The sequence below is a fragment of the Streptomyces sp. AC558_RSS880 genome, assembly GCF_019049255.1.
Taxonomy (GTDB): domain Bacteria; phylum Actinomycetota; class Actinomycetes; order Streptomycetales; family Streptomycetaceae; genus Streptomyces.
This window is the reverse complement of the sequence record NZ_JAGMUJ010000033.1, coordinates 1-13,919: the sequence shown is the minus strand read 5'-3', so window position 1 is coordinate 13,919 and position 13,919 is coordinate 1. Positions and strand designations below refer to the sequence as shown.

The window sequence follows — 13,919 nt, the reverse complement described above, 5'->3', positions numbered from 1 at the left end:
CACACAGGAGCCGATAGAGTGTGAGGTATGGCGCAGCAGGTCAAGCGGGCTTTCAAGTACCGCTTTTGCCCCACGGACGGGCAGGCGGCTGAGCTGTCGCGCACGTTCGGCTGCGTCCGCCTCGTGTACAACAAGGCGCTGGAGGAACGCACCCGGGCCTGGTACGGCGCGTCTCCTACGTGCAGTCCTCCGCCGCGTTGACGGAGTGGAAGAAGACCGGGGAACTCGCCTTCCTGACGGAGGTGTCCTCCGTTCCGCTCCAGCAGGCGCTGCGGCATCTCCAGGCGGCGTTCGGGAACTTCTTCGCCAAGCGTGCGAAGTACCCGCGCTACAAGTCGCGGAAGAAGTCCCGGGCGTCGGCCGAGTACACCCGCAGCGCCTTCAAGTGGCGCGACGGGCAGCTGACGCTGGCGAAGATGACCGAGCCCCTGGACATCCGCTGGTCGCGTCCGTTGCCCGAGGGCGCGGAGCCGACCACGGCGACCGTGTCCCGTGACGCGGCGGGCCGCTGGTTCGTGTCCCTGCTGTGCGAGGACACCATCGCCGAGGCTCCCGCCACCACGGGGGCGGTCGGTCTGGACGCCGGGATCACCTCCCTGGTGACGCTGTTCACCGGGGAGAAGATCGCCAACCCCAAGCACGAGCGCCGTGACCGCGCCCGCCTGGCGAAGACCCAGCGTGGGCTGTCGCGGAAGGCGAGGGGCTCGGCGAACCGGGAGAAGACTCGGCTCCGTGTCGCCAAGGTCCACGCGCGGATCGTCGACCGGCGCCGTGACTTCCTGCACAAGCTCACCACTCGTCTCGTCCGTGAGAACCAAACGGTCGTGATCGAGGACCTCACCGTCCGCAACCTGCTGAAGAACGGCAGGCTCGCACGCGCCATCAGTGACGCGTCGTGGACGGAACTGCGCTCCATGCTGGAGTACAAGTGCACCTGGTACGGGCGCGAACTCGTGGTGATCGACCGCTGGTTCCCCAGCTCCAAGCTGTGCATGACCGCGACGTGAACGCGGCGCGCAACATCCTGGCCGCCGGGCTGGCGGCGTCTGCCTGTGGAGACGGTGTAAGACCTCAACGGGAGTCCTCCCGGACGGGGCGGTCGTCGGTGAAGCAGGAAACCCAGCGGGCGACCGCTGGAACCCCCCGCCTTTAGACGGGGGAGGAAGCCAAGACGTCCCCTTCGTCGTACGTGCGGAGGTTCGTTCAGAACGCTGCGTTGAAGACCAGCCCGGACAGCGTCCCGCCGATGAGCGGTCCCACGATCGGGACCCACGCGTAGCCCCAGTCCGAGGTGCCCTTGTGGGGAATCGGCAGCAGCGCGTGCACGACGCGCGGCCCGAGGTCACGGGCCGGGTTGATGGCGTACCCCGTGGGACCGCCGAGCGACAGTCCGATGCCGACCACCAGGAACGAGACGATCAGGATCGCCGTGCCCGACTCGCCGAGCCCTTCGGTGAGCCCGAACGCCAGGATCGGCAGCACCAGGCCCACGGTCGCGATGATCTCGGTGACGAGATTCGCGACGGGGTTGCGGATCGCGGGGGTCGTGGAGAAGATCCCGAGCGTCGGCTGGGCGATGTCCTCCTCGGCGTTGGCCTGGAACTGCGCGTAGTAGGCCAGCCAGCACAGCACGGCGCCCAGCATCGCGCCGACCATCTGCCCGGCGATGTAGACGTGGACGTGGTCCCAGTCCCCGGTGTCGACGGCGATCCCGAGGGTGACCGCCGGGTTGAGATGCCCACCCGACAGCGGGGCGGCGGTGTACGCCCCGGCCATCACGCCGAAACCCCAGCCCAGCGCGATGACGACCCAGCCGGCGTCCTTCGCCTTCGAGTAGTTGAGGACGACGGCGGCGACCACGCCGGCCCCGAACAGGATCAGGATCGCGGTGCCGATGATCTCCCCGACGAATATGTCTCCGTTGCTCATGGCGGCTCCTGGGCCCCGGCCCGGGACGATCCGCCCCGGACCTCACGTGCAGGGTGCGTTTCCCATGGCGACTTCAGCCGGCGGCAGGGAGGATCCGCGCCCCGCCCGGCGTCCGTGACGAGCGTGCCGTCGCAGCCGAATCGCCCGTGGGGGAGTGGGGCCGTACCGCAGGAGGCCCTCAGCGGTGGCGTGCCGGAATGCGCCGAGATGTACGGCGATGTCGACTGACACCGGGAAGTGTTCACCGGCACCCAGGGGGCGTCAAGGTCGCCGACCGCAACGGTTGTCGGCCACCCGGCCGGAAGCACGCCCTCCGTGGCGGCACGGGCTCCGGGCCGCCCGCCTCACCCGTCAGCCCGCGGGCGCCGGTGCCCGCTCGCTCCCCCGCCGGATCTCGTGCCCGCCCGCTCCCGCCCGGCCCAGCACCCAACTCGTCCCCTGCAACGCCTTCGCCGCCTTCTTGAGCGGCGCCAGACAGGCGGCGGCCTGCCGGTGGTCCGTCACGCTGCCGGGCGGGCACAGGACCGTGGCCAGCGACAGCGTGACCGGGTGGCCGCCGGCCGACCAGAGCGCGTCGAGCACCAGGGACGCCAGCGGATCCAGCGCCTCCTGATCGGCGAGCACCAGGAAGTCGTCCCCGCCGATGTGGCCCACGCGTGCGGTGTCCGGCGACGCCTCGCGCAGTGCCCGCCCCACCGCGCGGATGAGCTCGTCGCCCGCCGCGAACCCGGCCCCGTCGTTCACCTGTTTGAAGTGGTCGACGTCCAGCCAGCTGAGCGTGAACGCCCGGCCGCCCGCGATCCGCCGGTCCACCTCGGCGGTGATCGCGTCCGAACCGGGCAGCCGGGTCAGCGGATTGAGCCCTGCCGCCTCCTCCACCCGGGTCTCGGCCAGCGCGCGCACCAGATCCGCCAGCCGTACCACCCCCACGCACCGGCCGTGTGCGTCGACCACCGCCACGTCGTCCGACGTACGGCCCCGGTCCCCGACCGCCACCACCTCCAGGACCTCCCAGGCCGTGGCGTCGACGCCCACCGTCCGCGGCGGGTCCCCGAGCTTGGCGGCGGGCCGGTCGGCGTACAGGGCGTGCCCGTAGCGGCCGGACATCGACAGCAGGAAGCGGGAGCGGTGCACCGACCGCACCGGGACCCCGGCCCGGTCCACGAGCAGCACCCCGGACACATCGGGGGACCCGGTCAGCAGGGCCCGCACCTGACCGGCCGACGCGGTGGCGGGCAGCAGCGCGGCCGGCCGTACGAACTCCCGCACCGACGGCCCGGTCCGGGGTACCGACACCACGCCGGGGGAGCGCGGCGGAACGTACACGTCCGCGACAGGCAGCCGAGCCGGCGGCGCGAACAGTTCGCCCTGGGCCAACTGGGCCCCGGCCGCCAGTGCCGTCGCGCACTGTCCCTCGGTCTCGACGCCCTCGACGCACAGCAGTGCCCCGAGCTCCTCGCACAGGGTCCGCATCGCCCGTACGGCCGCGGGCCGCGCCAGCAGCGACGCGTCCAGCTTGACCAGGTCGGGCGCGAGATCCACGAGCAGCCGCAGCGGGATGTCCCCGTCCCCGACACCGTCCGCGCAGACACGGAAGCCCTGCCCGCGCAGCTCGGCGACCGCGTCCAGCAGCGCCCGCCACGGCACGTGCGTGCAGGGAGGGCCGATGTCGATCGTCACCTCCCACGGCAGCCGTCCCGCCTCACGCACGGCGTCGTGCAGCGTCGCGAGGCCGCCGAGATCGGCGAGGGTGCCCGCGAACACGTTCACGTACAGCGGGAGCAACGTCTCCTTGCGGACCGCGGCCCGTACCGCCGACACGGCCAGCCGCAGGTCCACCTCAGGGTCCCGACGGGCCTCGGCCAGGATGTCGCCGGCCTCGGGGCGGGCCAGTATCTCCAGACCCGTCACGCCGCCGGTCGTCAGGTTGATCACCGGTTGGAAGGCGAAGCGGAGACTGTCCGACCAGGAGCTCACGGGAGCATGATGGCGCCGCCCGAGGCCGCCCAAGCGCAGTTCACGAGACGTTCACGCAGGATTCCCGAGCGGTCACTCCGCGTATGCGAGGGCATCGGAAGCGCGCCCCGCGCGACCCGAGGAGGGCCGGGTGCTTCCCCGGCGGAGCCCTCTCCTGATAGATGCAGGGGACATGACACGACTCTCCACCGCGGTACGCGGTCTCGCCACCGCCGTCGCCGCCCTGCTCGCCGCGACCACCGCCTCCGCCACCGCGCAGGCGAAGCCCGAACCCAGGGCGCCCCGCGACTTCGTGGCACTGAACAGCGTGGACCCGACGATCCTCCAGGAGATCCGTTACTTCACCCCGCACAACTTCGTCGGCGAGCCCATCGACGGCTACCGGCAGCCGTTGTGCATCCTCACCCGCCCCGCCGCCGAGGCCCTCCACGCGGCGCAGCGGAAGCTGCTGCGCCAGGGCTACTCCCTGAAGGTGTACGACTGCTACCGGCCGCAGCGCGCGGTGGACCACTTCGTGCGCTGGGCCGAGGACCTCGACGACCAGAGGATGAAGGCCGAGTTCTACCCGAACGTCGACAAGACCCGGTTGTTCGCCGACGGCTACATCGCGGAGAAATCCGGCCACAGCCGTGGCTCGACCGTGGACCTCACCCTCGTGGAACTCCCCACGAAGCCGGCCAGGCCCTACCACCCCGGACAGCCCCTCACCCCCTGCTTCGCCCCCGAGGACGAGCGGTTCCCCGACACCTCCGTCGACATGGGCACCGGCTACGACTGCTTCGACACCCTCAGCCACACCCTCGACCCGCGTGTCCAGGGCGAACAGCGTGCCAACCGGCTGCTCCTCAAGAGCACCCTGGAGGACCTCGGCTTCGTGAACCTCGCCGAGGAGTGGTGGCACTACACCTTCAAGCCGGAGGCTCACCCGGACACCTACTTCGACTTCCCGGTGTCCCGGAGGTCACTCACCGGCCACAACTGACCGGCCCCGGAGACGCCCCCACCGTGATCGGATACAGTCCGCGCGTGTCCGAAACTCATGCCATGACTCCCAACTCCGCGCCGGACTCCCACTGTTCGAGCTGCGGCACGCCCTTCGGAGAGGGCGTCTCCGGATGGCCCCGGACCTGCCCGGCCTGCGGCGCCGTCGCCTACCGCAACCCGCTGCCGGTCGCGGTCGCCCTCCAGCCCGTGTACGACACGCAGGGCACCGGCCTCGTCGTCATCACCCGCACCATCGCGCCCGCGCGCGGGCGTACGGCCCTGCCCGGCGGCTACATCGACGACCGGGAGGACTGGCGCCAGGCCGTCGTCCGTGAACTCGAGGAAGAGACCGGCATCGTCGCGGCGAGCCGCGACGTACGGCTCGCCGACGCCATGAGCTCGCCCGACGGACACCTGCTGCTGTTCGGGCTCCTCCCGGAACGCCCCGCGGAAGACCTGCCGCCCTTCACCGTCACCGACGAGACCGGGGAGCGCGACCTGCTGCGCCGCCCGGAGGAACTCGCGTTCCCCCTGCACACCCTGGCCGCACGGGCCTGGTTCGAGGGCCGCTACATCTGACCCCCGCCGGTGCCCGTCCCGCGGACGCGCACCGGGCAGGACGGCTCCACGCCGCGGTCCCCGCCCTCCCGCTCGACGACGACCCGCGAACCCGACCACCGCACCGTGTAACGCTCGGTCTCCGGCTCCTCCCACCCCTCGCCGACGTCCGGTACGACCAGCCCGCCCCCGGTCCGCCCCCGGGCCGGTGCCCACACCTCCAGCTCCGGACCGCCGTCCTCCCCCAGCACCGGAAGAACGGCGCCCCCGCGCGCGAACACCGGGATCCGCCCCAGCGGCGCGTCGGCCCACACCCGGACCGGCCCGTCGTACGCCCGTCCCGTCGCCGTGTCGTACCACCGCCCGCGCGGCAGCTGGACGGCCCGCCGGTCCACACCCGGAGCGAGCACCGGCGCCACCAGCAGACAGTCGCCGAGCAGGAAGGCGTCCTCGCAGTCGCGCAACGCGCGGTCCTCGGGCGCCGACCACCACAACGGCCGCACATACGGCGCCCCGGTACGCCGGGCCAGATGCGCCAGCGTCATGAAGTACGGCAGCAGCCGCCGGCGTTCGACGAGCGCCACGCGCGCGTGCCCGAGGACGTCCGCGCCGAACCCCCACGGCCCACCCCGGCCCGCACGCGCACCGTCATGGGTGCGGAAGAACGGAAGATAGGCCCCCAACTGGAGCCCGCGCAGATACAGCTCGGGCGACACCTCCCCGGGGGAGCCGCCGACGTCCGGACCCGCGTAGGGAACACCGCACAGGCCCAGCCCCAGCACCAGCGACAACGCCGCCCGCAACCCGGGCCACCCCGCCATCACCCCGCCCGACCACACCCCGCCGTGACGCTGCATACCGGCCCACCCGGAACGCGAGAACACGAACGGCCGCTCCCGGGGAGCCTGCTCCCGCAGCCCCTCGTACGCCGCCCGGGCCATGCACAGCCCGTACACGTTGTGCGCCTCGCGATGGTCACCTCCGCGCCCGTCCAGCGCGTGGCGCGCCGACCGCGGCAGCGTCGGCTCGCCGAAGGCCGTGAAGGACGTCGGCTCGTCCAGGCTGTGCCAGAAGCCCGCGAACCCCTGTGCCAGCCGCTCCGCGTACAAACCGCCCCACCACGCACGCACGCGCGCGTGCGTGAAGTCCGGAAAGACCACCTCTCCGGCGCTCCCGGCCCCTTCCACGACCTCCCCGGAGGCGTCCCGCACGAACGCGTCCCGCTCCACCCCCTCGTCGTACACGGTGGTGCCGGGTGCCGCGCCGACCGCCGGACCGACGACCGACACCAGCCTGATCCCCTCGCGCCGCAGTTCGTCCGCGAGAACCGGCAGCTTGGGGAACCGCTCCCGGTCCACGGTGAACACCTGACGGGCATCGAAGTGATCGATACCGAGGTGCACGGCGTCGAGCGGCAGCCCGTGCTCCCGGTGCCCCGCGACGGTCCGCCGCACCTCCTCCTCGCCGCCGGAAGCCCCTCGCGCGTGATGGTGACCGAGCGCCCACGCGGGCGGTAGCGCCGGCGCACCGGTGAGCGAGGCCCAGGCGAGCAGCACCCGCGCGGGAGCACCCACCATCACCCAACAGCGCAGCGGACCACCGTCCACGCACACCTCACTCGTCCCGGCCCGGTCGTGTCCGGAACCGGCACCCTCCTCGCCCTCCCGCAGCGTCACGGTGCCGTCCCACGAGTTGTCGTAGAACATCAGATGCGTGCCCGCGTCGGCCACCACCATCTGCACCGGCATCGTGACGGACAGCGGATCGTCGCCGGGACCGACAGCACGGCCGGGCGCGGCGTTCCACAACCGGTACGTGCCGTCCCGCAGTCGGGGACCCGACGCACGCCCCCCGAGCCCGAAGAAACGCGCGTCGGCCGGCACCTCGGACCGCTGCATCCAGCGCGCGGCACCACCGCCCACCGGCTCCCACCACCGCGGCGGCAGATCGCGCCGCAGCATCACACCCCCCGGGGTGAGCACCTCCACCGCGCCGTGCCGCGAGACCACCACCGTCACCCGCTCGGCCACCACCCGCCAGCCACCGTCCTTGTCCGGTTCCAGCGCGGCCCGCGGATCCGGATCGGGACAGCGGCCGGCCAGCGCGTACGACGGTTCCGGAGCAGCCCCGTCCCAGCCCCAGAAGACCGCCCCGTTCACCGCCACGAAGATCCGCAACTCCGAGCGGCCGAACCTGATCAGCCCGCCACCGAGCCCCGGCTCCACCTCCCGCACGGTCCCGGGCACCCGCGCACGCACCGGCCCCCGCGGCGGCAGCCCGGTGGCGTCGGCCCGCCGCCTGCGCCACGCTGCTCGTACGGTACGCAACCCCTGAGCCGCCCCCACCGAACCGACCGACTTCACCGAACGCACCAGGTCACGACCGTCCATGCTGCTCACCCTGCCATTGACCGCGCCCACCATGCGGGTCGTTCAACTGCCGTTCACCTGTGATCGGACCACATCTTCACGACACGGACTATGTGGGAGACGCCCTGGTGCGGAAGTCGATCACATGGCATCGTCCCTGTCAGCCGTGTCACGCGCACACCCCAGCCCGTGCGCGGAGGACGCACACGACGCGCACAGTCCGGGAGCCGCCCCATGTCGACCGTGAACCCCCAGCCGCTCTGGCAGCCGAGCCGGGACCAGATCGCCCAGGCACGGATCACCACGTTCCAGGCATGGGCCGCCGAACACCACGGCGCCCCCGCCGAGGGCGGCTACGCGGCGCTCCACCGCTGGTCCGTGGACGAGCTGGACACCTTCTGGAAAGCGGTCACGGAGTGGTTCGACGTCCGCTTCTCGACTCCCTACGCGCGTGTGCTGGGCGACCGCTCGATGCCCGGCGCCCAGTGGTTCCCCGGAGCCACGCTGAACTACGCCGAACACGCGCTGCGCGCGACCGCCTCCCGCGCGGACGAAGCCGCGCTTCTGTACGTCGACGAAACCCATGACCCGCACCCCGTCACCTGGGCCGAGCTGCGCCGCCAGGTCGGCTCCCTGGCGGCCGAGCTGCGCTCCCTCGGCGTACGCCCCGGAGACCGCGTCAGCGGATACCTCCCGAACATCCCGCAGGCCGTCGTCGCCCTCCTCGCCACGGCGGCCGTGGGCGGCGTGTGGACCTCCTGCGCCCCCGACTTCGGCGCCCGCAGCGTCCTCGACCGCTTCCAGCAGGTCGAACCCGTCGTCCTGTTCACCGTCGACGGCTACCGCTACGGCGGCAAGGAACACGACCGACGTGACGTCGTCGCCGAACTCCGCCGTGAACTGCCCACCCTGCGCGCCGTCGTGCACATCCCCCTGCTCGGCACCGAGGCCCCCGACGGGGCACTGGACTGGTCCGCCCTCACCGCCGCGGACACCGAACCGGTCTTCGAGCAGGTGCCCTTCGACCACCCGCTGTGGGTGCTCTACTCCTCCGGCACCACCGGACTGCCCAAGGCGATCGTCCAGTCCCAGGGCGGCATCCTCGTCGAACACCTCAAGCAACTCGGACTCCACTGCGACCTGGGCCCCGGGGACCGCTTCTTCTGGTACACCTCCACCGGCTGGATGATGTGGAACTTCCTCGTCTCCGGTCTCCTGACCGGAACGACGATCGTCCTGTACGACGGCAGCCCCGGCTACCCGGACACAGGCGCCCAGTGGCGCATCGCCGAACGCACCGGCGCCACCCTCTACGGCACCTCCGCCGCCTACGTCATGGCATGCCGCAAGGCCGACGTGCACCCCTCGCGCGACTTCGACCTCTCCGCGGTGAAGTGCGTCGCGACCACCGGCTCCCCCCTGCCCCCCGACGGCTTCCGCTGGCTGCACGACGAGTTCGCCGAGAACGGGGCCGACCTGTGGATCGCCTCCGTCAGCGGCGGCACCGACGTCTGCTCCTGCTTCGCCGGAGCCGTACCGACCCTCCCCGTCCACATCGGCGAGCTCCAGGCCCCCGGCCTGGGCACGGACCTGCAGTCCTGGGACGCCGGCGGCAAGCCCCTGACCGACGAGGTCGGCGAACTCGTGGTCACCAATCCGATGCCCTCCATGCCGATCCACTTCTGGAACGACCCCGACGGCACCCGCTACCACGACAGCTACTTCGACACCTACCCCGGTGTCTGGCGGCACGGCGACTGGATCACCATCACCTCCCGGGGCTCCGTCGTCATCCACGGCCGCTCCGACTCCACGCTCAACCGCCAGGGCGTCCGCATGGGATCGGCCGACATCTACGAAGCCGTGGAACGCCTCCCCGAGATCAGGGAATCCCTCGTCATCGGCGTCGAACAGCCCGACGGCGGCTACTGGATGCCCCTGTTCGTCCACCTGACACCCGGAGCCACCCTCGACGAGGACCTGCGCGGCCGCATCAAGCGGACCATCCGCGAACACCTCTCACCGCGTCACGTCCCCGACGAGATCATCGAGGTCCCCGGCGTCCCGCACACCCTCACCGGCAAACGCATCGAGGTCCCGGTCAAGCGCCTCCTCCAGGGCACCCCGCTGGAGAAGGCGGTCAACCCGGGATCCATCGACAACCTCGGCCTACTCGCCTTCTACGAGGAACTCGCCCGCAAGCGCGCCTGACCGTCCCGGGAACAAGACCGGCTCCCCCTCGGCCCACGCCGTTGTCAGTGCCGCCGATTACTGTGAGTGAGCATTGATCGACTGTGCACAGGGGGAGACATGGCCCACACCGACCACCGGACCTTGCGACGCGTCCTGCACCGCGAAGTCGCGGGCACCATCGGCCTGCTGGCCGACGAGCACGACTTCCGCGCCATGCGGCGCTACGACAGCTTCGTCTTCGACGACCACACCACCTACCTCAAACACATGGAAGCCGTCCTCAGGACGCGTGCGCTGCAGGGCAGCCACACCACGGTGGCCCTCTTCGACCCCGAGGACTACGCCGAGTACTGCGCGGAAACGGGCCTCGACCCCGACAGCCACACCAGCCGCACACGGTTCACGGCCGCACTCGCGTCCACCGGTCCCACGATCCCCTACGACGGCCGCCCACTGGCCGACCTCCTGCCCACCCTCGTCGACGAGGCCGTACGCCACGCCACCTGGGAGTACGCGGCCGCGCTCCTCGCCCGCCTCGGCGCCTGCGCCTCGTGCGGCGAGGACCTGGGCCGCGCCGCCTTCACCCGCGCCTCACACCTCCTCGTCCGCATCCTCGACACGGCCCCACCCGGCGAGCGGCACCTCGTGTGCAGCGTCTCCGGACCACCCGAAACACTCGTCGCCGTCCTGCACGCCGACGACATCGCCGGCCGCATGGAACTCGACGAGTCCGAAGCCCTCGAATTCACCACCGTCCTGGCCGTCGGCCTCGCCACCGAGAGCCCCGGCGGACTGGTCATGCGGACCAGCAAACCCGGCAGCCCCGACCGTATCCACGGCTGGCGACTGCGCGCCCACGGCCTCGAACCTCTCACCGCCGGCGAGGTCTTCGACGCCTACTGCACCGACGCCGAGTCCGGAGAGCTCATCTCCCCGGAGTCCAACGTCGACTACTGCGAGCCGCCCGACCTCGGCCAGGGACCGGGCCCGGCCCACTGCCATTGAGCCGGAAACGCCAGAGGGGCGCCCCACCTCCAGGTGGAGCGCCCCCGGGGACGCCGATCGCCGGCCGGCCCGGTCCGGCTACTCGCCCGACAGCACCGCCTGAGCGGCGGCACGGGCATCCGCGGCACTGTCCGCCGCCCGGGCCGCCGCCGCGGCCCGCTCGCACTGCGCCAGCGTGAACTTCGCCAGCGACGCCCGCACATACGGAATGGACGCCGCACCCATGGAGAGAGAGGTGACACCCAGACCGGTCAGCACACACGCGAGCAGCGGGTCGGAAGCGGCCTCACCGCAGACACCACAGCTCTTGCTCTCGGCCTTCGCCGCCTCGGCGGACAGCGCCACCAGGTCGAGCAGCGCGGGCTGCCACGGATCCTGCAGCCGGGAGACCGCACCCACCTGACGGTCCGCGGCGAACGTGTACTGCGCGAGGTCGTTCGTGCCCAGCGACAGGAACTCCACCTCCTGCAGCACCGAGCGCGCCCGCAGCGCGGCCGACGGAATCTCGACCATCGCGCCGAACTTCGCCCGCAGTCCCGCCTCCCGGCAGGCGTCCGCGAAAGCCTTGGCATCGGCCCGGTCCGCCACCATCGGGGCCATGACCTCGAGGTGGACGGGCAGCCCCTCGGCGGCCTTGGCCAGCGCCGTCAGCTGCGTACGCAGCACCCCGGGGTGGTCGAGCAGCGTCCGCAGACCACGCACGCCCAGCGCCGGGTTCGGCTCGTCGGCCGGAGTGAGGAAGTCCAGCGGCTTGTCCGCGCCCGCGTCCAGCACCCGCACCACGACACGGCCCTCGGGGAACGCCTCGAGTACCTGACGGTAGGCCGCGACCTGCTTCTCCTCGGAAGGGGCCTTCTTGTTGTCGTCCAGGAACAGGAACTCGGTCCGGAAGAGACCGACACCCTCCGCGCCCGCCTCGACGGCGGCCGCCACATCCGCCGGGCCGCCGATGTTGGCCAGCAGCGGCACCTTGTGACCATCGGCGGTCGCACCGGGCCCGGTCGACGCCGCCAGCGCCGCCTTGCGCTCGGCCGCCGCCGCCTCGAGCTGAGCCTTCTTCTCGTCGCTCGGGTTCACGAAGATCTCGCCGGTGCTGCCGTCGACCGCTATCAGCGTGCCCTCGGCGAGTTCACCGGCACCCGGCAGGGCGACCACGGCCGGGACACCGAGAGCGCGGGCCAGGATCGCGCTGTGGCTGGTGGGGCCGCCCTCCTCGGTCACGAAGCCGAGCACCAGCGTCGGGTCGAGCAGCGCCGTGTCCGCCGGCGCGAGGTCACGGGCCACGAGGACATACGGTTCGTCGCTGTCCGGCACGCCCGGCATCGGCACCCCGAGCAGCCGCGCGACGATACGGTTCCGCACGTCGTCGAGGTCGGCCACGCGGCCCGCCAGGTACTCACCGGCATTCGCGAGCAGCTCGCGGTACGCGGCGAACGCGTCGTACACCGCACGCTCAGCGGTGCTGCCGACGGCGATGCGCCGTTCCACGTCAGCCATCAGCTCAGGGTCCTGGGCCATCATCGCCTGCGCCTCGAGTACCGCCTGGGCCTCGCCCCCGGCAAGGTTGCCGCGCGCCACCAGATCGGCCGCGACCGCCTCCACGGCCTTACGGGCGCGCCCCTGCTCACGCTCCGCCTCGTCCGCCGGGATCTGCTTGGCCGGAGGTTCGAGCACCGCCGTACCCATGTGCCGTACCTCGCCGATCGCCACGCCGTGGCTGACCCCGACGCCTCGCAGCGTTGTCTCCATCTCACCCGTCTCCGATAGAGCGGCGGGCTCAGCCGCCGCGTTGGTTGTCCTGATGGCCGTCACCGGACGGCGCCGCGTCACTTCCAGAGGAAGAGGGTGTCGCCGGCCTTCACATCGCCGTCGTCGCGAAGCTCGGAGAGAGCGTCCGACGTGGCCTCCAGGGCAACGACCGGGCACACCGGGGACTTGCCGGCGGCCTCGACGGCGGCCGGGTTCCAGCGCACGATGCTCTGCCCGCGCGTCACGGTGTCGCCCTTGTTGACGAGCAGCTCGAAGCCCTCGCCGTTGAGCTGCACGGTGTCGATACCGAGGTGGGTGAGCACGCCGTGTCCGTTCTCGTCGACGACGACGAACGCGTGCGGGTGCAGAGAGACGATCACACCGTCGACGGGCGAGACGGCCTCGGAGGGCTCCCGTGTGGGGTCGATCGCCGTACCCGGGCCGACCATGGCTCCGGAGAAGACCGGGTCGGGTACGGACGCCAGTCCGATGGCCCGTCCTGCAAGCGGGGACGTCACGGTGGTCATGGGAAGCCTCCCAGGCGTGGAGATCTGTACGTACGCCGCCGTCACTGCCTGCCTCCGGCGCGCTGTTCAGCAGCGTATGTCATATGACGTACCGGTTTCGGAGGACAGATCCGGATCAATGGTCTAGACGAGAGGTCTAGACCACGCACTCTAATCGATTTGCACGTGGTCCGCGACCCCGTGTAAGGTTGTACTCCTGCTCGGGGATGGGCGGCACGAACAGACGCCCTCCACTCGGCAGCAATCCAACTTGTCAGATCCTAACTTTGGATCATCTTCTGCGTGCCTGCAGAACGGTGGTCGGAGGGCCGGAAAAACACTGGTAGAGTTGGAAACACCGAAGGGAAGCGCCCGGAGGAAAGCCCGCGAGGGTGAGTACAAAGGAAGCGTCCGTTCCTTGAGAACTCAACAGCGTGCCAAAAGTCAACGCCAGATATGTTGATACCCCGACCTGATCGGTTCGATCGGGTTGAGGTTCCTTTGAAAAAACACAGCGAGGACGCTGTGAACCGCCGGACTATTCCTCCGGCGGTTCCGCTCTCGTGATGTGTCGTCCCGATTACGGGAAAACATTCACGGAGAGTTTGATCCTGGCTCAGGACGAACGCTGGCGGCGTGCTTAACACAT

At 71.1% G+C, this 13,919-nt stretch carries 9 protein-coding genes and 1 pseudogene; 5 read left to right on the top strand and 5 right to left on the bottom strand.

Annotation, left to right across the window (positions count from 1 at the left end; genetic code table 11):
- Positions 1-27: 27 nt before the first annotated feature.
- Positions 28-1,153: pseudogene (locus KUM38_RS15230) on the top strand (RNA-guided endonuclease InsQ/TnpB family protein).
- 50 nt (positions 1,154-1,203) lie between these two features.
- On the opposite strand, the gene KUM38_RS15225 reads toward KUM38_RS15230, so the two are convergent.
- Both KUM38_RS15225 and KUM38_RS15220 read right to left on the bottom strand, forming a co-directional pair.
- Positions 1,204-1,929, bottom strand: a complete 726-nt coding sequence (locus KUM38_RS15225) for an MIP/aquaporin family protein (RefSeq protein ID WP_217129914.1) — start codon at positions 1,927-1,929, stop codon at positions 1,204-1,206.
- A 351-nt stretch (positions 1,930-2,280) separates the two neighbouring features.
- Positions 2,281-3,906 carry a GGDEF domain-containing protein gene (locus tag KUM38_RS15220; protein ID WP_217129913.1) on the bottom strand — a complete coding sequence of 542 codons (1,626 nt, stop codon included), beginning with the start codon at positions 3,904-3,906 and terminating at the stop codon, positions 2,281-2,283.
- Between the two features lie 172 nt (positions 3,907-4,078).
- Between KUM38_RS15220 and KUM38_RS15215 the strand changes: the two genes are divergently transcribed.
- The gene (locus KUM38_RS15215; RefSeq protein ID WP_217129912.1) at positions 4,079-4,888 is read left to right on the top strand and encodes a M15 family metallopeptidase; all 810 of its coding nucleotides are present in this window, start codon (positions 4,079-4,081) and stop codon (positions 4,886-4,888) included.
- A gap of 44 nt (positions 4,889-4,932) precedes the next feature.
- Positions 4,933-5,469: an NUDIX domain-containing protein gene (locus KUM38_RS15210; protein WP_217129911.1), complete on the top strand. Its 537-nt coding sequence runs from the start codon at positions 4,933-4,935 to the stop codon at positions 5,467-5,469.
- Here the strand turns inward: KUM38_RS15210 and KUM38_RS15205 are convergent.
- Positions 5,460-7,838, bottom strand: a complete 2,379-nt coding sequence (locus KUM38_RS15205) for a glycoside hydrolase family 31 protein (protein ID WP_217129910.1) — start codon at positions 7,836-7,838, stop codon at positions 5,460-5,462. The two genes, KUM38_RS15210 and KUM38_RS15205, sit on opposite strands and share 10 nt — an antisense overlap.
- Positions 7,839-8,051: 213 nt before the next feature.
- Between KUM38_RS15205 and KUM38_RS15200 the strand changes: the two genes are divergently transcribed.
- On the top strand, positions 8,052-10,028 hold the full coding sequence (locus KUM38_RS15200) for an acetoacetate--CoA ligase (RefSeq protein WP_217129909.1): 1,977 nt from the start codon (positions 8,052-8,054) through the stop codon (positions 10,026-10,028).
- A gap of 99 nt (positions 10,029-10,127) precedes the next feature.
- Positions 10,128-11,015: a hypothetical protein gene (locus KUM38_RS15195; RefSeq protein ID WP_217129908.1), complete on the top strand. Its 888-nt coding sequence runs from the start codon at positions 10,128-10,130 to the stop codon at positions 11,013-11,015.
- Positions 11,016-11,093: 78 nt separating this feature from the next.
- On the opposite strand, the gene ptsP is transcribed toward KUM38_RS15195, so the two are convergent.
- Both ptsP and KUM38_RS15185 read right to left on the bottom strand, forming a co-directional pair.
- Positions 11,094-12,764, bottom strand: a complete 1,671-nt coding sequence (ptsP, locus tag KUM38_RS15190) for a phosphoenolpyruvate--protein phosphotransferase (RefSeq protein ID WP_217129907.1) — start codon at positions 12,762-12,764, stop codon at positions 11,094-11,096.
- A 77-nt stretch (positions 12,765-12,841) separates the two neighbouring features.
- Positions 12,842-13,291 carry a PTS glucose transporter subunit IIA gene (locus KUM38_RS15185; RefSeq protein WP_217129906.1) on the bottom strand — a complete coding sequence of 150 codons (450 nt, stop codon included), beginning with the start codon at positions 13,289-13,291 and terminating at the stop codon, positions 12,842-12,844.
- Positions 13,292-13,919: the final 628 nt, after the last annotated feature.